15 protein-coding genes are annotated in these 18,308 nt (G+C 70.8%); 7 read left to right on the top strand and 8 right to left on the bottom strand.

Annotated features, from left to right (window positions below):
* Positions 1-97: 97 nt before the first annotated feature.
* Both rsgA and aroA read right to left on the bottom strand, forming a co-directional pair.
* Positions 98-1,078: a ribosome small subunit-dependent GTPase A gene (gene rsgA / locus AU195_RS13765; protein ID WP_059159613.1), complete on the bottom strand. Its 981-nt coding sequence runs from the start codon at positions 1,076-1,078 to the stop codon at positions 98-100.
* Positions 1,075-2,394 carry a 3-phosphoshikimate 1-carboxyvinyltransferase gene (aroA, locus tag AU195_RS13760; RefSeq protein ID WP_059159612.1) on the bottom strand — a complete coding sequence of 440 codons (1,320 nt, stop codon included), beginning with the start codon at positions 2,392-2,394 and terminating at the stop codon, positions 1,075-1,077. Before aroA ends, rsgA begins: the two co-directional genes overlap by 4 nt.
* Positions 2,395-2,430: 36 nt before the next feature.
* On the opposite strand from aroA, the gene AU195_RS13755 reads away from it, so the two are divergent.
* Complete coding sequence (locus AU195_RS13755) at positions 2,431-3,201, top strand: SOS response-associated peptidase (RefSeq protein ID WP_059159611.1); 771 nt, start codon at positions 2,431-2,433, stop codon at positions 3,199-3,201.
* The gene (locus tag AU195_RS13750; protein WP_059159610.1) at positions 3,198-4,715 is read left to right on the top strand and encodes a DUF7782 domain-containing protein; all 1,518 of its coding nucleotides are present in this window, start codon (positions 3,198-3,200) and stop codon (positions 4,713-4,715) included. Before AU195_RS13755 ends, AU195_RS13750 begins: the two co-directional genes overlap by 4 nt.
* A 76-nt stretch (positions 4,716-4,791) precedes the next feature.
* Here AU195_RS13750 and AU195_RS13745 read toward each other — a convergent pair whose 3' ends face one another.
* Entirely contained in the window at positions 4,792-5,649 is an 858-nt protein-coding gene (locus AU195_RS13745) for an SDR family oxidoreductase (RefSeq protein ID WP_082703058.1), read from the bottom strand.
* A 4-nt stretch (positions 5,650-5,653) separates the two neighbouring features.
* A complete protein-coding gene (locus AU195_RS13740) occupies positions 5,654-6,565 on the bottom strand; it encodes a LysR substrate-binding domain-containing protein (protein WP_059159609.1) in 912 nt (303 codons plus the stop codon).
* A 75-nt stretch (positions 6,566-6,640) separates the two neighbouring features.
* Between AU195_RS13740 and pcaD the strand changes: the two genes are divergently transcribed.
* Genes pcaD through AU195_RS13725 form a run of 3 tightly spaced genes read left to right on the top strand, consistent with a single transcriptional unit; the run spans position 6,641 to position 8,876 of the window.
* Positions 6,641-7,411: a 3-oxoadipate enol-lactonase gene (gene pcaD / locus AU195_RS13735; protein WP_059159608.1), complete on the top strand. Its 771-nt coding sequence runs from the start codon at positions 6,641-6,643 to the stop codon at positions 7,409-7,411.
* On the top strand, positions 7,408-8,190 hold the full coding sequence (locus tag AU195_RS13730) for a CoA transferase subunit A (RefSeq protein ID WP_059159607.1): 783 nt from the start codon (positions 7,408-7,410) through the stop codon (positions 8,188-8,190). Before pcaD ends, AU195_RS13730 begins: the two co-directional genes overlap by 4 nt.
* The gene (locus AU195_RS13725; protein ID WP_059159606.1) at positions 8,187-8,876 is read left to right on the top strand and encodes a 3-oxoacid CoA-transferase subunit B; all 690 of its coding nucleotides are present in this window, start codon (positions 8,187-8,189) and stop codon (positions 8,874-8,876) included. The genes AU195_RS13730 and AU195_RS13725 overlap by 4 nt, the downstream gene beginning before the upstream one ends.
* On the opposite strand, the gene AU195_RS13720 is transcribed toward AU195_RS13725, so the two are convergent.
* Genes AU195_RS13720 through benA form a run of 4 tightly spaced genes read right to left on the bottom strand, consistent with a single transcriptional unit; the run spans position 8,822 to position 16,060 of the window.
* On the bottom strand, positions 8,822-11,443 hold the full coding sequence (locus AU195_RS13720; protein WP_059159729.1) for a helix-turn-helix transcriptional regulator: 2,622 nt from the start codon (positions 11,441-11,443) through the stop codon (positions 8,822-8,824). The two genes, AU195_RS13725 and AU195_RS13720, sit on opposite strands and share 55 nt — an antisense overlap.
* 33 nt (positions 11,444-11,476) lie before the next feature.
* Entirely contained in the window at positions 11,477-14,149 is a 2,673-nt protein-coding gene (gene benC / locus AU195_RS13715; RefSeq protein WP_059159605.1) for a benzoate 1,2-dioxygenase electron transfer component BenC, read from the bottom strand.
* Between the two features lie 10 nt (positions 14,150-14,159).
* Positions 14,160-14,681 carry a benzoate 1,2-dioxygenase small subunit gene (gene benB, locus AU195_RS13710; RefSeq protein WP_059159604.1) on the bottom strand — a complete coding sequence of 174 codons (522 nt, stop codon included), beginning with the start codon at positions 14,679-14,681 and terminating at the stop codon, positions 14,160-14,162.
* Between the two features lie 2 nt (positions 14,682-14,683).
* A complete protein-coding gene (gene benA, locus AU195_RS13705) occupies positions 14,684-16,060 on the bottom strand; it encodes a benzoate 1,2-dioxygenase large subunit (RefSeq protein WP_059159603.1) in 1,377 nt (458 codons plus the stop codon).
* A gap of 216 nt (positions 16,061-16,276) precedes the next feature.
* Here benA and AU195_RS13700 point away from each other — a divergent pair, with 216 nt between their 5' ends.
* Positions 16,277-17,197, top strand: a complete 921-nt coding sequence (locus AU195_RS13700; protein WP_059159602.1) for a LysR family transcriptional regulator — start codon at positions 16,277-16,279, stop codon at positions 17,195-17,197.
* Positions 17,194-18,297, top strand: coding sequence for a mandelate racemase/muconate lactonizing enzyme family protein (locus AU195_RS13695; protein ID WP_059159601.1), 1,104 nt, complete (start codon positions 17,194-17,196; stop codon positions 18,295-18,297). The genes AU195_RS13700 and AU195_RS13695 overlap by 4 nt, the downstream gene beginning before the upstream one ends.
* Positions 18,298-18,308 lie beyond the last annotated feature (11 nt).

Below are 18,308 nucleotides of genomic sequence, written 5' to 3'. Positions count from 1 at the left end.
GCTTCGACGTGGTGTGGGTGCCCGGTTCCTGCAACCCCACACACGCCACGGGACTTCCGTTACGGTCCTGTCAGGTCGCTGTGGGTGTGCGAAACGGTCACGCCTCGTTGAGCGCACCGAGCAGGTGACGGGCGGCGCTCACCCGGCCGGCGGCCGCACCGGTGAGGTGGTCGAGTGCACATTCGGGGTCGGCGGGCGGACCCATGTGCCCGCAGCCGCGGGGGCATTCGGCGATGGCCTCGGCCAGGTCCGAGAACGCCAGCAGCACGTCGTCGGGGGCGATGTGGGCCAGGCCGAAGGAGCGGATGCCCGGCGTGTCGACCACCCAGCCGTCCTCCGCCAGCGGCAGGGCGACCGACTGCGTCGAGGTGTGTCGCCCCTTCCCGACGCCGCTCACCTCACCGATGGCCCGGTGTGCCTGCGGCACAAGACGATTCACCAGTGTCGATTTGCCGACACCGGAATGGCCGAGCAGCACGGTGACCTTCCCGATCAGCAGCGGCACGACATCGTCGAGCGCGTCGTCGCGCCCCGCGGTGATCACGGTGAGGTCGAGGTCGGTGAACTGGGCGGCGAACGGTTCGGCCGGGGCGAGATCGCTCTTGGTCAGACACAGGATCGGCGTCAACCCACCGGCGTAGGCCGCGATCAGGGAGCGTTCGACGAACCCGGTCCGCGGCGGCGGATCCGCCAGCGCCACGACGACGAGCAGTTGATCGGCGTTGGCGACCACCACCCGTTCGGTCGGATCGGTGTCGTCCGCGGTGCGCCGCAACACGCTTCGGCGTTCGCCGCGGCGCACGATGCGCGCCAGTGTGTCCGGTCGCCCCGTCAGGTCGCCGACCACCTCGACGTCGTCGCCCACCACGATCGGGGTGCGGCCCAGTTCGCGGGCCCGCATCGCGGTCACCACGTGCTCCGGGTCGCGGTCGAGCGCGCACCCCCAGCGGCCCCGGTCGACGGTCACCACCATGGCGCTGCGGGCGTCGGCGTGCTCGGGCCGGGTCTTCGTCCGCGGACGCGAGCCCCGACCCGGCCGCACCCGGACGTCGGACTCGTCGTACTCGCGAGGGCTCAAGCGCCTGCCTCGGGGTCGGTGGTCGTCTGTCCCGCCAGCATGTCCGCCCACATCTGCGGGAACTCGGGCAAGGTCTTGCCGGTGGTGCCGATGTCCTCGACCTCGACACCCGGGGTGCGCAATCCGACGATCGCGCCGGCCATCGCCATCCGGTGGTCGGCATAGGAGTGCCAGACGCCGCCGTGCAGGGGCGCGGCGGTGATCACCAGTCCGTCGTCGGTCTCCTCGCACTGCCCGCCGAGGCCGTTGATCTCGGCGCTCAGCGCCGCGAGCCGGTCGGTCTCGTGGCCGCGCAGGTGCGCGACGCCGCGCAACCGGGACACGGCTCCGGGAATGGCCACCGCGGCCAGCGCCGCCACTGCCGGGGTGAGCTCACCGACGTCGTGCAGGTCCGCGTCGAACCCCTCGTACAGCCGGGTGCCCTGCACCTCGAGGTACGAGTCGGTCCGGCGCACCGCCGCGCCGACCTTCTCGAGGATCGCCAGGATCGCGTCGGCGGGCTGGGTGCTCACCGCCGGCCAGCCGGTGACCCGGACCGCGCCGCCGCTGACCACGCCCGCGGCCAGGAACGGCACCGCGTTGGACAGATCCGGTTCGATGGTCCAGTGCCGGGCGGCGACGGGCCCGGGCCGCACGGTCCACCGGTTGGCCTCGGTGTCGTCGACCTCGACACCGGCGTCGCGCAGCATGCTGACGGTCATCGCCACGTGCGGCGCCGACGGGACCGATTCACCGGTGTGCACGATGGTCAGGCCGTCGCGGAACGCCGCCCCCGAGAGCATCAGCCCGGAGACGAACTGCGACGACGCCGAGGCGTCGATCTCGACGGTGCCGCCGGCCACCGATCCCTCGCCGCGCACGCGGAACGGCAGCCCGTCGCCGTCGATCCGCACGCCGAGGGCCTTCAGCCCGGCCAGCAGCGGGGCGATGGGGCGGGTGCGGGCCTGCTCGTCGCCGTCGAATTCCACGGTCTCGGTGCTCAGCGCCGCCACCGGCGGAAGGAACCGCAGCACCGTGCCCGCCAGCCCGCAGTCGACGCGGGCGCCGGCCGCCGGGGAGAGGCCGCCGCGGACCTCGAACTCACAGTTCGGGGCGTCGACGCATTCGATGTCGAAGCCGAGCGTCTGCAGGGCACCGATCATCAGGTCGGTGTCGCGGCTGCGCAGTGCGCCGCTGATCGTCGACGTGCCCTGCGGGGTGGCGAGCGCCGCGAGCACCAGGGCGCGGTTGGTCTGGGATTTCGAGCCGGGGATGGTCACCGTCGCGTGCACGGGGGTCGGCGTCGACGGGGCCGGCCAGTTGTTCACGGCACCCATCCTGCCTTGTCGGTTCGGCGTGCCACTATCGGAGGTATGTGTGGACGATTCGCAGTCACCACCGACCCGGCCCTGCTGGCCGAGAAGATCAAGGCGATCGACGAGACCACCACGGCGCCGAACGAGTCCGGCCCGAATTACAACGTGGCGCCGACCACCACCATCAGCACGGTGGTGAAGCGGCACAGCGACCCCGAGGACGAGGCGACGCGCCGGCTGCGGTCGATGCGGTGGGGGCTCATCCCGCCGTGGGTCAAGAGCAGTGAGGACGGCGCACCGGACAACAAGGGCCCACTGCTGATCAACGCGCGTGCCGACAAGGTCACCACGTCGCCGGCGTTCCGCAGCTCGGCCAAGAGCAAGCGCTGTCTGGTGCCGATGGACGGCTGGTACGAGTGGCGACCGAACCCGGCCGACGGCGGGAAGAAGAAGGCGGCGAAGACCCCGTTCTTCATGTACGGCGCTGACGGTGAACCGCTGTTCATGGCGGGGCTGTGGACCACGTGGCGGCCCAAAGACGCGCCGAGAGACGCGCCGCCGCTGGTCAGCTGCGCGATCATCACCACCGACGCGGCGGGACCGCTCGCGGAGATCCACGACCGCATGCCGCTGACCATCAGCGCCGACGACTGGGACCGTTGGCTCGACCCCGACGCCCCGATCGACGAGGGGCTGCTGCGCGGCCACGGCGACCTCGACCGCATCGAGGTCCGCGAGGTGTCCCGGCTGGTGAACAGCGTGCGCAACAACGGTCCGGAGCTGATCGCACCGGCCGAGCCGGAGCCCGAACAGGCCACGCTGCTTTGAGCGGGCCGCCGGGTCCGCTGCACTCCACCGCCGTCGTCGACGCCCTCGGCGCCGACCTGCGGGCCGCGGGGTACACCACCGACGGGGTGGCGGGGTTGCTGGGTGCCGATGCCGACGCGGCGTTCGCCCGGGGGGTGTGGTGGCCCGCGCTGCGGGTGACCGAGCGGGCCGCACCGCAGCAGCAGGCGCTGGCGGTGCTGGTGCGGCTGTTCCTGCTCGGCGCCGACGAACCGCGAAACCGGGTCGAGGCGGCCTTCCCGGCCGCCGGGGTCGACGCGCTCGTCGCCAACGGTGTCCTGGCGAGCACATCGCAGGGTTCGGTGCGGGCCGCCCTGGACATCCGTCCGCACGGCGACGGGCAGCGGGACCTCCTGGTGGTCTCCGACCTCGATTCCGCATTGCGCGCGGGCGCCGTGCGCCGCGATCACGTCCTCGGCATCGGCGGCGCGTCGGTGTCGCTGGTGCGTGCGGTGGTGCGTCAACCAGTAACTCGCGCATTGGATCTCGGCACCGGTTGCGGTATCCAGGCGCTGCACCTCGACGCGCACTGCGCCGAGATCGTCGCCACCGACACCAACCAGCGGGCGCTGGCGCTGGCCGCGGCGACCGCACGGCTGAACGGGATGTCGTGGGATCTGCGGTGCGGCAGCCTGTTCGAGCCGGTCGCCGGCGAGCGTTTCGACCTCATCGTGTCCAATCCGCCGTTCGTGGTGGGCGCCGGCGCCCGCGACTACATCTACCGCGATTCCGGGATGGTTGCAGACACGTTGTGCCGCAACCTGATCGAGCAGGTCGGTGACCACCTCGAACCGGGCGGCACCGCGCACGTCATGGCCAACTGGATCGTGCGCGACGGCCAGGACTGGCGTGAGCGCGTGCGCGGCTGGCTCGCGGACACGGGTCTGCATGCGTGGGTGGTGCAGCGCGAACTCGCCGATCCGGTCAGCTACGTCACCCTGTGGACCTCCGACGCCGGCGAATCCGCGCAGGACGCGGCCCGTCGGGGCGGGGAGTGGCTCGACTGGTTCGCCGCCGAGGACATCACCGCGATCGGCATGGGCGTGATCTCCCTGCGCGCCCCGCGCGCCGCCGACCGGCGTCCGCCCGAGCACGTGCTCGAGGAGATCACCGGCGCCGACGAGATCGTCACCGGCGCGGAGGTCGACGCGTTCTTCGCCCGTCGGGAGTACCTGCACCACAACAGCGATGCGGATCTGCTCGCCGCCCGGTTGTCCACCGCGCCGGTGTTCCTGGAAGAGCAGTCACTGCCCGGACCCGACGGCTGGCAGGTGGTCGGCGCGGCGGTCCGCCGTCCGGGTGGGCCGGGCGCGGTGCTCGGCGTCGACGAGGTGTCGCGAGCGCTGCTGGCGGGATGCCGCGGTGAGGTGCCGCTGGGCACGCTGATCGACCTGCTGGCCGCCTTCCACGACGTCGACGCCGAGGCGTTGGCCACCGCGGCGCTGCCGGTGGTGCGGGAGGCGATCGGGCGCGGGATCGTCTACCAGGCGACCTGACCGCGCCCGCGTCGCGCAGATTGCGCTCACGGTCGCGCGGGAGCCGAGATCAACGACCGTGGAAGCAATCTCGACGTCAGGATGCGGTGTAGCCCGGCGGGTTGGGGGAGTCCACCCACAGGTCGACGCCCAGTTCCGAGCCCGGGATGCAGTCGTAGACCGACAGATCGGTGACGCCGGATTCGAGCAGGACGTCCTCGCACAGCAGGGTCTGCCCGGTGTATCCGCGCGCCGGTTTCGTCAACACCGCGTACGCGGCGTCGGCGTACACCTCGGGTTTGCGGGCGCGGGCCATCGCCTCGTCGCCGCCGAGCAGGTTCTGCACCGCGGCGGTGGCCACCATCGTGCGCGGCCACAGGGTGTTCGACGCGATGCCCGCCTCCCGCATCTCCTCGGCGATACCCAACGCGCACAACGTCATCCCGAACTTGGCCATCATGTAGGCCGTCGGGGTCAGCCACTGCGGCTCCAGCCGGATCGGCGGTGACAGCGTCAGGATGTGCGGGTTGTCGCGGCCCTTCATGTGCGGGATGCAGGCCTGCGTGACGGCGTAGGTGCCGCGCACCTGGATGCCGTTCATCAGGTCGAAGCGTTTGAGCGGCACCTCCTCGACGGAGCCCAGGTTGATCGCCGACGCATTGTTGACGCACATGTCGATGCCGCCGAACTGCTCGACGGTCTGGGCGACCGCGGCGGTGACCGAATCACCGTCGCGGATGTCGCCCACGATGGGCAGCGCCCGACCGCCGGCCTCCTCGATCTCCTGGGCCGCGGTGTAGATCGTGCCGGGCAACTTGGGGTGCGGTTCGGCGGTCTTGGCGACCAGCGCGATGTTGGCGCCGTCGGCGGCGACACGCTTGGCGATGGCCAAACCGATACCGCGGCTGGCGCCGGAGATGAACATGGTCTTTCCGGACAAGGGCTTGTCTGCCATGGCCTCACCCTATGTCGGGCCGCTGCTGGGTTCGGGCGACTCGGCGCAAGACCTCCAGCACGCGTTCGACCAAGGGGGAATAGGCCCGCGTGGCGTGCGCGGCCAGCAGGTCGACGGTGACGGGCCGCCCGCCGGACAGCGGACGGTAGCGGACGCCCGTGACGCCCAGCGCGGCGGTGGGTTCGGGCACCACCGCCACGCCCAACCCGGCGGCGACCATCGTGACCAGGGTCGAGGTCTCCTCGACCTCATGGCGCACGCGTGGGACGTACCCCGCGTCCGCGCACAGCGCGGTCACCACGCTGTTCATCACCGAATGCCCGTGTCCGGCGTGGACGACGAACTCGTCGCCGCGCAGGTCGGCAATGTTCACCTCGGTCGATGCGGTCAGCGGGTGGTCCTCGGGGAGCGCCACCAGCAACCGGTCGCTGCGGATCGTCTCCGCGTGGACGGCCGGATGCTCGACCGGCGGCCGCAGCAGCGCCAGGTCGATCTCGCCGGCGACCAGTGCGGTGATCTGAGCGGGCGCCAGCATCTCACCGCGCACGTTGACGTCGACGCCCGGCAGCGCCTCGCGCAGCGCGCGTACGAGGGCGGGCAGCAGCGAATAGGTGGCCGATCCGACACAGCCGATCACCAACCGTCCCGCCGACCCGCCGGCCACCCGCTGCGCCAGTTCGGTGGCGTCGTCGACGGCGTCGAGGATCGCCACCGCGCGGTCGAGGTAGGCGGCCCCGGCCGGTGTCAGTTCGACCCGGCGGGTCGAGCGCGACAGCAGCGCCACCCCGAGTTCACGCTCGAGTGCCCGGATCTGCTGGGACAGCGGCGGCTGCGCGATGTGCAGTCGCTCGGCCGCGCGCCCGAAGTGCAGCTCCTCGGCGACCGCACGGAAGTAGCGAAGGTGCCGCAGCTCCATTCCATACCTCCCATGTCTCAATCCGATGCAAACGGATATTTCTCAATATAAGAGCACGTCAGTACCCTCGAAGGCATGACTTCGGTGGATGTTCACGCACTCGTCAGCGGCCGTGACGACGGGCCGGCCGTGGTCCTCGTCAACTCGCTGGGTTCCACCCACCGAATGTGGGATCCACAGCTCGCCGAGCTCGAAGCGCGCTTCCGCGTCGTGCGCTACGACACCCGGGGCCACGGCGCCTCACCGACGCCGGCCGGCCCGTACCGGATCGACGACCTGGCCGACGACCTCGTCGCACTGCTGGATCGCCTCGGCATCGAGCACGCCCACCTCGTCGGCCTTTCCCTCGGCGGTATGACGGCGATGCGGGTGGCCGCCCGCAACCCCGAACGCGTCGACCGGCTGGCGGTGCTGTGCACCGGCACCGCGTTGTCACCGGCGTCGACCTGGCTCGAACGCGCCGAGGTCGTGCGCACGCGAGGCAGCGGCGCGGTGGCGGGCGCCGTCGTCGAGCGCTGGTTCACCCCGGCGTACCGGGCGGCTCATCCCGCGGTGCGGGCGGGGTGCGAGGCCATGGTGGCCGCCACCCCCGCGGAGGGCTACGCGGGCTGCTGCGAAGCCATCGCCGCACTCGACCTGCGCGACGATCTCGCCTCGATCGTCGCGCCGACACTGGCCGTCGCCGGCAGCCGCGACCCGGCCACGCCCGTCGCGAAGCTGCGCGAGATCGCCGACGGTGTCAAGGACGGCCGGCTGCTGGTGGTCCCCGACGCGGCGCACCTCGCGAACGCCCAACAGCCCGGCGTCGTCACCCCCGCCCTCATCGAACACCTGGAGCAAGCGTGACAGTCGACAAGGTCGTGGGCTCGGCCCGCGAGGCGGTCGCCGACATCCCTGCGGGCGCCAGCCTGGCCGTGGGCGGTTTCGGCCTCGCCGGCATCCCGTGGTTCCTCATCGAGGCGCTACTCGACCAGGGCGCCGACGGCCTGACCATCGTCTCCAACAACTGCGGGGTCGACGGCGCCGGACTCGGGTTGCTTCTCGAAGCGGGCCGGATCAGCCGTGTCATCGCCTCGTACGTCGGCGAGAACAAGGAATTCGGCAGGCAGTACCTCGCCGGGGAACTGACCGTGGAACTCACCCCGCAGGGCACGCTCGCCGAGCGACTGCGCGCGGGCGGCAGCGGGATCGGCGCGTTCTTCACCCCGACCGGGGTCGGCACACTCGTCGCCGAGGGCGGTCTGCCGTGGCGCTACCACCCCGACGGCAGTGTCGCTCTGGCCTCCCCACCCAAAGAAGTCCGCACCTTCGGCGGTCAGGAGATGGTGCTCGAGGAAGCGATCGTCACCGACTACGCGCTCATCCGGGCCGCCGTCGTCGACCGCGCCGGCAACTGCCGGTTCCACGCCGCCGCACGCAATTTCAACCCGCCCGCCGCGATGGCCGGCCGGATCACCCTGGTCGAGGCCGAGGAGGTCGTCGAGGTCGGCGAACTGTCGCCCGACGAGATCCACCTGCCCGGCATCTTCGTGCAGCGCATCGTCGAGCTCACCCCGATCCAGGCGCTGCGCAAGGACATCGAGAAGCGCACCACCCGCGCCCGACCCAAGGAGACGATCCGATGAGCTGGACCCGCGACCAGATGGCCGCCCGTGCGGCGGCCGAACTGCGCGACGGCGACTACGTCAACCTCGGGATCGGGCTGCCCACACTCATTCCCGACCACCTGCCCGACGGTTCACAGGTCACCCTGCACACCGAGAACGGCATCCTCGGTGTGGGCCCGTTCCCGTACGAGGACGAAGTCGACCCGGATCTGATCAACGCGGGCAAGCAGACGGTCTCCGTCGTGCCCGGGGCGTCCTACTTCGACTCGGCGACCAGTTTCGCGATGATCCGCGGCGGCCACGTCGACGTCGCCGTCCTCGGCGGGATGCAGGTGTCGATGGCCGGCGACCTCGCCAACTGGATGGTCCCGGGTGCGATGGTCAAGGGCATCGGCGGCGCGATGGACCTGGTCAACGGGGCAGGCCGGGTCGTGGTCCTGATGGAACACGTGACCAAGGGCGGTGCCCCCCGGCTGGTCGCCACCTGCGACCTCCCGCTCACCGGCCGCCGGGTGGTCAGCCGGGTGATCACCAACCTGGGCGTGCTCGACGTGACCGGTTCGGGATTCGAGCTCGTCGAACTGGCACCGAAGGTGTCCCTCGGCGACGTCGCGGCCGCGACCGCGGCACCGGTCACCGACGGGCGCGCTCAACTGCGCAAAGCGGCGAGTTCTGTGCGTGAGCGCACGCCGAGTTTGGCGTAGATGCGAGTCAGGTGGTACTGCACGGTCTTCGGTGAGACGTACAGTTCGGCGGCCACCTCACGGTTCGAAAGTCCCTGCGCGACAAGCCTCGTCACCGCATCCTCCTGCGGGGTGAGCTCCGCGTGGCCGCGCGGGCCGCGCACGACGTGCACACCACCGGCCTTCAGTTCCCGTTCGCAGCGGGCCACGTAAGTCTGTGCACCGAGGGACAGGAAGAGGTCCCGCGCCGTGCTGATGACCGCGTCGGCGTCGCGGCGTTTACCGGCCCGGCGCAGCGTCTGCCCGTAGGCGAAGTTGACCCGGGCCCGGTCGTAGCGCAGTGGGAGACCGTCGAGCAGGGCGAGTGCCTCGTCGAAGGCGCGCCGGGCGGCCGTGATGTCGCCCGCGGCGCCGAGGATCCGTCCGCGGACATACCCCAACCGGGCCCGGGTCGACCGCTGGGCACGACGGTCGGCGCGCTGGCGGTGCGGGCCGATGAACGCGTCGGCGGCGTCGGGGTGCCCGTCGAGGACCATCGCATTCGCCAGCACGTCGACCCACGGCCACAGCGCGGGTTCGGTCGTGACGTGCCCCGACGTCCTGGTCAGCGGCTCGAGCGCCCGGCGTACCCCGGCGTAATCCGCCTCGGCCTCGGCGATCTGCGCCCGCCCGAGACACGTTGCCAGATGCATCATCTCGTATCCCTGGGTGACGGCGTCCGCGGCCAGGACCGCGGCCTGCGCGGCCTCGAAGTCGCCGCGCAGGGCGTGCACCTGCGTGGCCGTCCACTCCAGGAGTGGCGTCACCAGCACGATCCCGCTGGATGCGGCCGTGAGGCGCCCACGTTCGACGGTGCCCAGTGCCTGGTCCCAGTCGCCGGTCAGGAACTGCACGCGAGCCAGCCACCCCAACGCCCACAACGCGATCCGGGCAGAACCGCCCGACTCGGCGGTCGACACGGCCCCCTCGAGGCTGCTGCGGGCGCCGTCGAGGTCGTCGCCGGCCAACTGCAGCCAGCCGCGTCCCATCGCGATGCGTTGGGCCTGTGCGCCGTAACGGATGCGCGAGCTCAACTCGTCGTAGGCGGCCGCGGCGCGGGCCGAATGGCCGACCGCCGACAACCCGAGCCCGCGGATGGCGGCGGCCTCGACGCCGGCCGGGGAGTCGTCACCGGACAACGCGATCGCCCTGTCCGCCCATTGCACAATTTCGCTTCCGCGACAACGCATCAACGCGTGCAGGACATACCGGCCCGCGATCAGTGCGGCCGCCTCGGGGTCGCGGTCGGCGTTGACGATGCTCCACGCCCTGCGCAACCGGACGTCCGCCTCGGCCGCGCGGCCGCGCACGATCGCCAGATAGGCCAGCGCGGCGTCGCGCAGCGGTGTCTCGCGCAGGCTCTCGACCGCGGGCACCAGCGCGGCGGCCCCTGCGGTGTCGCCGGCGGCGACGAGAGCGTCCACCGATCGGGTAAGCCTGTCGTCGCGCAGCAGCGGATCGGGGGTCAGCCTTGCGGCCTCGCGGAACAGGGTCGCCGCTTCCGCCCACGCGCCCTCGGCGCCGCGATCGCGCGCCATCGCGTCGACGTCGTCGGCCAACGCGGCATCCGGGAGGGGGCTGGCCGCCACCAGATGTCGCAGCCGGCGGACCCGGTCGGGGACGATCTCGGCCGCACGCCGGTGGGCCAGGCCCGCTGCGCGCACACCCATCACCTCGAGCACCGCCGCCCGGATCAGACCTGAGCGGACGGCGACGTCGAAACCCGTTGTCGTGGTGATCAATCCGGTGGTCACGGCTTCGTCGACCGCGCTCAGCGGATCGTCGAGACCGGCGAGTCGCGCCGCCTCACCGAGTGATCCGCCGTCCCCGAGCACCGCCAGCGCCTCCACCAGGGCCCGGCCACGCGGGCCGCAGGCCTCGAGACCAGAGCGCACCGCGGACACGGTGTGCGCCGGCGCGGGCAACTGCGCGTCGGGGCGCGACCACACCGGCGCAGGCACCTCGTCGAGCAGGGCCAGGGCGTCCCGGGGATTGCCGCCAGTGTGCCGGGTGAGCGCCGCCACCATGGTCGGATGCAGGACCCGTCCGCGCCGCGACGCCAGTTCCGCGATGCCCGCGGTGTCCAGGCCGGTCAACCGCATCTCCGCCGAGACCAACCGCGTCAGTGCGGGTTTCGGGTCCGCCGTCGCGAGCACCACCAGCAGAGGGTGGGTGCGGTGGTGGCGCACCGCGGTCTCGAGCACCTGCAGAGACAGCGCGTCGGAGTGCTCGGCGTCGTCGACGATCACCAGCGCAGGACGGTGCGCCGTGACGCGAGCGAGGAACCGGGCGGCCGGGTCGGCGGACGCGTCGTCCTGCAGCAACTGGGTGAGCACCGCGCCCGGGATATCGGTCTCCCATGGCAGTGCCCGTGCGGTGTGGGCATCGGGGTGGTCGGCGGCCAATCGGGTGACCAGCGCCGTCTTACCGATCCCGGGCGGTCCGAGCACGGCGACGACGTCGGCGCCCGACGTCACGGTCGCCGCGCAGCGGGCGGCGAGTTCGGCCAGTTCGCGGTCGCGCCCGACGCATGCCCCGGACACGATCATCACGCTCACATCGTAGGCGCGCGCCGCCCGTGGCTAGCCCTGATCGCCGCCGGCCACCGGCAGGACCGAGCCCGTGATGTAGGACGCCTCGTCGGAGGCGAGGAAGCAGATGGCCGCGGCCTGTTCGTCCAGGGTGCCGTACCGCTTCATCAGTGACGAGTCGACGGTCTGGTCGATGTGGGCCTGGAACCAGGCGCGCTCGGTGTCGGTGCCGAAGTCCGGTGTGCCGCGCGAGATCCGGCGCGGCGGTGCGTCCGTCCCGCCCGGCGCCGCGGCGACCACGCGGATGCCGTCGCCGGCGTACTCGACGGCCAGCGAGGCGGTGATCGCGTTGATACCGCCCTTGGCCGCGGAGTACGGGATGCGGTGGATGCCGCGGGTCGCGGCGGACGAGACGTTGACGATGACGCCTGCGCCGCGCGCCACCATCGACGGCAACGCCGCCCGGCAGGCGTACAGGGTCGTCATCAACGAACGGTCGACCTCGGCGCGGATCTCGCGGTCGGTGAACTCGGTGAACGGTTTGAAGTTGATGGCGCCGCCGACGTTGTTGATCAGCACGTCGATGCGGCCGAACGCCGACAATGCCTGCGCCACCATGGCTTCGGCGCCCTCGGCGTGTTCGAGGTCCGCCGTGACCGCCAGCGCGTCCGGTCCGCAGGCGGCCAGCTCGTCGGCCAGTTCCTTGACCAGCTCCGAACGGTCGACGAGCACGAGGCGACCGCCTTCGGCGCTGATGCGGCGGGCGGTCTGCTCTCCGATGCCCTGTGCGGCGCCGGTGACCAGCACGACCTTGTCGGCGAACCGGCCGGGTGTGACGAACCGCGGGCGCCGCGCCGCCTGGGCGTCGGCCATGGCGCGCCGCATCGTCTGCTTGGAGCGCTCGGCGTGCGCGGCGATCAGCGATCGTGCCGCATCCCGGTCACCGGCGTCGAACGCCGCGACGATGTCGACATGGTCCTGCGCGCACAACGGGTGACACCAGGTGGCGTTGCGCAGTACGTCGCTCATCCGTGCCTTCACGCCCAGGGCCTGGTAGGCCTGCAGCAGGTGGTCGTTGCCGGTCAGGGTGAACAGGTAGTCGTGGAAAGCCGCGTTGGTCTCGGTGTACTGGGCGGCGTCGACGAATCGGTCGCCGTCGACGTAGGGCAGCGTGGATTCGGCGAGCAGCCGGTACCCGGTCAACTGTGATGCGCTCAAGCGGCCGATCGTCAGCTCGAGGGCGCCCAGCTCCAGCGCTTCACGGGCCTGGAAGATCGCGTCGGACTCGTGCACCTCGGGGTGCTCCCCGCCGATCTGATAGCCGTCGGCGGCGATCTCGGCGGGCGCGGGTTCGGTCCGGGTGGGGGTGGGAGAAGTCTGGGCGGAGAAGAGGAGTTGGCCCGCCACCGACCGGCCCGCGCCGGTGATCAGGGCGGTGTCGTCGTCGAGTGGGGTGACCGGGCCGGTCCCGGCGCCTGCGACGCCGATCGACTGACCGGCGATCCTGCGGGCGGTGTCTCCGTCATCGGGGCCGGCGACGCGGCGCGGGGCCGGCCCGATCGCGATGTCGCGGAACAGGGTCTGGCCGGCCAGCGATCGTGCGTCCGGGCTGAGCCCCAGCTGTTCGCGCGGTGCGGTGCCGGCGGGAGCCGGCGCGGTGGATCGTTCGCCTGCCGGCGCGCCGCCGGGCGCGGCCAGCGCGAACTTCTCGTAGTAGAAGCCGAACGGTTCGATGCCGTCGGCGGCGACGTGCTTGCGCACCGACTCGACCATCGGCGGGGGCCCGCACAGGTAGACCGCGACGTCGCCGTCGTAGAGATGCTCGGGCCGGATCAGGCTGGTGACGTAGGCCCGGTCGGGGCCTTTGTTGGCCGCGGTGCTGGCCGGGTCGGCGACGCAGTGGTCCCAGGTGAACCCGGGCAGGTCCGCGGCGACTGCGCGCAGCGTGTCGAGTTCGACGAGGTCGGCGTCCGAGCTCACGCCGTAGACGAGGTGCGCCTTGCGGGGGCTGCGCGCCGCGCGCAGGGTGCGCAGCATCGACAGCACGGGCGCCAGGCCGGTGCCACCGGCCAACAGCAGGATGGGCCGCTCGGTCTCGCGCAGGAAGAACGAGCCGTGCGGTCCGGTGAAGGTGATGGCGTCGCCGACCGCGGCCCGCTCGGCCAGGTAGCCGGACATGGCGCCGCCCGGGGTCAGCTTCACCAGGAACGTCAGCCGTGACTCGTGCGGGGCGTTGCTGAACGAGTACGAACGCACCACATCGGTTCCGGGCACCGCGACGTTGACGTACTGGCCCGGCAGGAAGGCGAGGTCGTCGCGGTTGGGGATCTCGACACCGAACGCCACGGTCGTCGGCGACACCCGGTCCAGGTCGACGAGCGTGCCCTCAAATGTGGCGGCGGCGGTCTTGGCCACCTCGGAACTGCTGGCGATCTGCAGGACCAGATCCGACCGGGGCCGCATGCTGCAGGGCAGCACGTACCCGGCCGCCGCCTCGTCGGCGGGCAGGGCGTCGTCGATGTAGCTGCCAGCGTCGTACGTGCCGGATTCGCAGAGCGCCTTGCACGTTCCGCAGGCGCCGTCGCGACAGTCCAGGGGGATGTTGATGCGCTGGCGGTAGGACGCGTCGGCGACGGTCTGGTCGTCACGGCAGCTGATGAACCGCGTGACGCCGTCCTCGAACGACAGCGCGACCTGGTGGGTACGGGACTCGGTGGATGTCATGGCGGGGCCCTCAGAAGTGGTAGATGTCCACGACGTGGTGGATGTAGTCGTTCTTGAGCACCACGGTCTTGCGACGGATCAGCGGGGCGTCGCCGGAGAAGTCGATGGTGTAGAACGACGTGCCGTAATACGGGTCGATGGTCTTGTAACGGAAGTACATGGTGTGCCAGTTGAACCGGACGTCGACGAGATCGCCGCGGCGTTCGATGGTCTCGACGTTGCTGATGTTGTGGCTCGTGCGCGGCTCGGGAAGCGAAGTGGCCGAGGAGCGTTCGGTGCGGATCCGGAAGACCCGGTCCTCGAGGCCACCCTTGTTCGCGTAGTACACCAGCGAGATGTCGCGCTGCGGATCCTCGACCAGTCGGTCGTCGTCGTCCCACGAGGGCATCCAGTAGACGACGTCGTCGGCGTAGCACGCCAGCCACTTCTCGAACTCGCGGTCGTCGAGGTAGCGGGCCTCGAGGTAGAGGAACTGCTCGATCAGGTTCTGGGTGATGAGTTGCGGTGCCTCGGTGGCGGTCTGGTTCGTCATGGTCACTTCTCCGATCCGGTCTCGTCCTGCGCCAGGGCGGCGCGCATGGTCTGCAGCCAGTAGCTGTGCTGGACGGGGTAGAGGCCCTCGTCCTCGTTGCGCACCCCGGCGGAGATGACGCCGTGCATGCCCAGCGATTCGGCGACCTCGTCCGGTCCCGACAGCCAGTGCTGGGCGCCGCGGCTCATGTCGTTCCACGGGGCGGCGGCGGCCTGATAGGTCAGCTGGCAGGAGCGGAACTCCTCGAGATCGTCGGGGGTCGCCATGCCCGAGGCGTTGAAGAAGTCCTCGTACTGGCGGATACGCCGCGCGCGGGCGTCGGCGCTCTCGCCCTTCGGGGCGATGCAGTAGATGGTGACCTCGGTCTTGTCCGGCGCGATCGGCCGGAAGTGGCGGATCTGCGTCGAGAACTGGTCCATCAGATAGACATTGGGATACAGGCACAGGTTGCGCGAACCTTTGACCATGAACTCGCCCTTGGCCTCGCCGTGGACGGCCTTGAGGTCGTCGAGCCGGTCCCACAGCGGACGGTCCTCGGGGTTGGCCGCCCATGTCCACAGGCAGAGGTGACCGTTCGGGTAGGACCAGTAGCCGCCGCCGGACTTGCCCCAGCTGCCCGCGTCGAGCGCCTTGGTGTCGTTGGCCGACTCGCCGGTGTTGCGGCGGGAGGTGGTCGCGGCGTAGTTCCAGTGCGTCGCGGTGACGTGGTAGCCGTCGGCGCCGTTCTCCGCCTGCACTTTCCAGTTGCCGTCGTAGGTGTAGGTCGACGACCCGCGCAGCACCTCCAGCCCGTCGGGGGACTGGTCGACGAGCATGTCGATGACCTTGGTGGTGTCGCCGAGGTGCTCGCCGAGCGGGGCGACGTCCGGGTTCAGGCTGCCGAACAGGAACCCGCGGTAGCTGTCGAAGCGGGCCACCCTGGTCATGTTGTGCGAGCCGTCGACGTCGAAGCTCGCCGGATAGCCGGCGCCCTCCGGATCCTTGACCTTGAGCAACGTCCCGTCGTTGCGGAAGGTCCAGCCGTGGAAAGGGCAGGTCAGCGTCATCCGGTTGTCGGTCTTGCGGCGGCACACCATCGCCCCGCGGTGGGCGCACGCATTGATGAGACAGTGCAGTTCACCGTCGCGGCTGCGGGTGATGACGACGGGCTGACGCCCCATGTACGTGGTGAAGTAGTCGCCCGGCGCGGCGACCTGACTCTCGTGCGCCAGGTAGATCCAGTTGCCCTCGAAGATGTGGGTCATCTCGAGTTCGAAGACGTCCTCGTCGGTGAAGATCCGCCGGTTGGTGCGGTAGACGCCGGCCTCGCGGTCGTCGATCACCGCGTCGGCCAGGACGGTCTCGAGGTGACCGCGGTGTTCTGCTGTGGGTGCGCTCATCGGTGCCCTCCATGTGACGTGTTCCCTGCACACTGGCATCACGTGTCTGCCGTCACACTAGGGCGATGCCCAGTCCTGACCTAGGTACTCATTGATCGGTCATGTCGATCAATGAGGCGAAAACGGATCCTTGTCCTGTATGTATCCCGGTCCTACTCTGGGCCGTGGCGCCGGTCACATCCGACCGGGGCTGTGACTGGAGGAACGAGAGACACCATGGAGTTGCGTCATCTGCGGTACTTCGCCGCCGTCGCCGACACGTGCCACTTCGGCCGTGCCGCCGAGCACCTTCACGTGGCTCAGCCGGCGCTCTCGTACTCGATCCGCCAGCTCGAGGACGAACTGGGCGTCACGCTGTTCAACCGGACCACCCGCCAGGTGTCGCTGACCGCGGCGGGGGAGTTCCTGCAGTCCGAGGCGGCCCGAATCCTCACCGGGGTCGACGATGCCGTTCGAGGGGTACGACGCATCGCGGCCGGGCGCAGCGGGCTGGTCCGCCTGGGGGTCACCGGTACCGCCGCCTTCTCGCACCTGCCCCGGATCGCCAGGGTGGTCAAGCGGGAACTCCCCGACGTCGCACTGCAGATCCGGGCCGATCTGTTGACCCCGGAGCAGTGTGACGGGTTACGCAGCGGCGCATTGGATCTCGGGGTCCTCCGACCGCCGGCCGTGGGGCAGGACATCGAGCTGCGCACCATCGACATCGAGCCGCTCGTCCTCGCCGTCTCGGTCGACCACCGGCTCGCCGTGGAACCCGTGGTCTCACTGGCCGATCTGCGCACGGAGCCGTTCATCGCTTACGGCAGCCGCGATTCCGCGGTCAACGAGGCCGTGATCCGCAGCTGCCGACAGGCCGGTTTCGTCCCGCACCGCGAGCACGAGGCGCCCGGTACCGCGGTTCTGCTCTCCCTCGTCGCCGCCGGCCTCGGGGTGGCGGTGGTCCCGCGGTCGGTGCGGGCACTTCCCCTGGAGGGGCTGGTCTTCCGCGACCTGCTCGACGCCCAGACCATCGAGTTGGCGCTCGCCTGGCGCAGCGGTGAGGACAACCCGCTCGTCGAGGCGGTGGTCGGCGTGCTCGACGCCGCCTTCGCCGCCCACTCGATCCCGAACTCCCTACCCACCGGAGGAGCGCTGTGAAGATCACGCATGTGGAAGCGATCCCGTTCGCGATCCCCTACGTCAAACCCCTGAAGTTCGCCTCGGGCGAGGTCACGGTCGCCGAGCACGTGCTGGTTCGGGTGCACACCGACGACGGGGTCGTCGGGGTGGCCGAGGCCCCTCCGCGGCCGTTCACCTACGGCGAGACCCAGGCCGGAATCGTCGCGGTCATCGAGCAGATCTTCGCGCCGCAGGTCGTCGGGCTCACGTTGACCGAACGCGAGGTGGTCGGGGCGCGCCTGAGCCGCACCGTCGGCAACCCGACCGCCAAATCCGCGGTTGACATGGCGATCTGGGATGCGCTGGGCCGCACCCTCGAGCTTCCTGTCGGCGATCTGCTCGGCGGGTTCACCGACCGTATGCGCGTCAGCCACATGCTGGGCTTCGACAGCCCGGCGGCGATGGTCGCCGAAGCCGAGCGGATCAGGGACACCTACGGCGTCAACACCTTCAAGGTCAAGGTCGGCCGCCGTCCGGTCGCCCTCGACACGGCGGTGGTACGCGCGCTGCGTGAGCGTTTCGGCGACAGCGTCGAGCTCTACGTCGACGGCAACCGCGGCTGGACCGCATCGGAGTCCCTGCGGGCGATGAAGCAGATGGCCGACCTCGACCTGCTGTTCGCCGAGGAGCTGTGCCCCGCCGACGACGTTCGCCGCCGGCGCCGCCTCGTCGGGCACCTCGACATGCCGTTCATCGCCGACGAATCCGTGCCGACCCCCGCCGACGTGACCCGCGAACTGCTCGCAGGGTCGGCCACCGCGATCAGCATCAAGACCGCGCGCACCGGCTTCACCCAGTCGCAACGGGTCAACCACCTCGCCGAGGGCCTCGGGGTCGAGACGGTGATCGGCAACCAGATCGACGGGCAGATCGGCACGGCCTGCGCCGTCACGTTCGGATCCGCGTTCGCCGCCACCTCCCGCCACGCCGGTGAGCTGTCGAACTTCCTCGACATGAGCGACGACCTGCTCACCGAGGCGCTGCAGATCCGCGACGGCGTCCTGCGCCGGCCCGCGGGCAACGGCCTCGGCATCGAGATCGACCCCGACAAACTCACCCGCTACCGCACCGACCACTGACACCAGCCCAC

It is taken from the genome of Mycobacterium sp. IS-1496, assembly GCF_001499995.1.
GTDB lineage: Bacteria > Actinomycetota > Actinomycetes > Mycobacteriales > Mycobacteriaceae > Mycobacterium.
This window is presented reverse-complemented; position numbering and strand designations above follow the sequence as displayed.

What these genes read in the sequence shown, in the direction of transcription:
- benC (WP_059159605.1), bottom strand. Translation starts at nt 14,149, where the DNA reads ATGACATCCACCGAGTCCCGTACCCACCAGGTCGCGCTGTCGTTCGAG.
- AU195_RS13745 (WP_082703058.1), bottom strand. Translation starts at nt 5,649, where the DNA reads ATGGCAGACAAGCCCTTGTCCGGAAAGACCATGTTCATCTCCGGCGCC.
- benA (WP_059159603.1), bottom strand. Translation starts at nt 16,060, where the DNA reads ATGAGCGCACCCACAGCAGAACACCGCGGTCACCTCGAGACCGTCCTG.
- aroA (WP_059159612.1), bottom strand. Translation starts at nt 2,394, where the DNA reads ATGGGTGCCGTGAACAACTGGCCGGCCCCGTCGACGCCGACCCCCGTG.
- AU195_RS13725 (WP_059159606.1), top strand. Translation starts at nt 8,187, where the DNA reads ATGAGCTGGACCCGCGACCAGATGGCCGCCCGTGCGGCGGCCGAACTG.
- pcaD (WP_059159608.1), top strand. Translation starts at nt 6,641, where the DNA reads ATGACTTCGGTGGATGTTCACGCACTCGTCAGCGGCCGTGACGACGGG.
- AU195_RS13700 (WP_059159602.1), top strand. Translation starts at nt 16,277, where the DNA reads ATGGAGTTGCGTCATCTGCGGTACTTCGCCGCCGTCGCCGACACGTGC.
- AU195_RS13740 (WP_059159609.1), bottom strand. Translation starts at nt 6,565, where the DNA reads ATGGAGCTGCGGCACCTTCGCTACTTCCGTGCGGTCGCCGAGGAGCTG.
- AU195_RS13720 (WP_059159729.1), bottom strand. Translation starts at nt 11,443, where the DNA reads ATGATCGTGTCCGGGGCATGCGTCGGGCGCGACCGCGAACTGGCCGAA.
- AU195_RS13755 (WP_059159611.1), top strand. Translation starts at nt 2,431, where the DNA reads ATGTGTGGACGATTCGCAGTCACCACCGACCCGGCCCTGCTGGCCGAG.
- benB (WP_059159604.1), bottom strand. Translation starts at nt 14,681, where the DNA reads ATGACGAACCAGACCGCCACCGAGGCACCGCAACTCATCACCCAGAAC.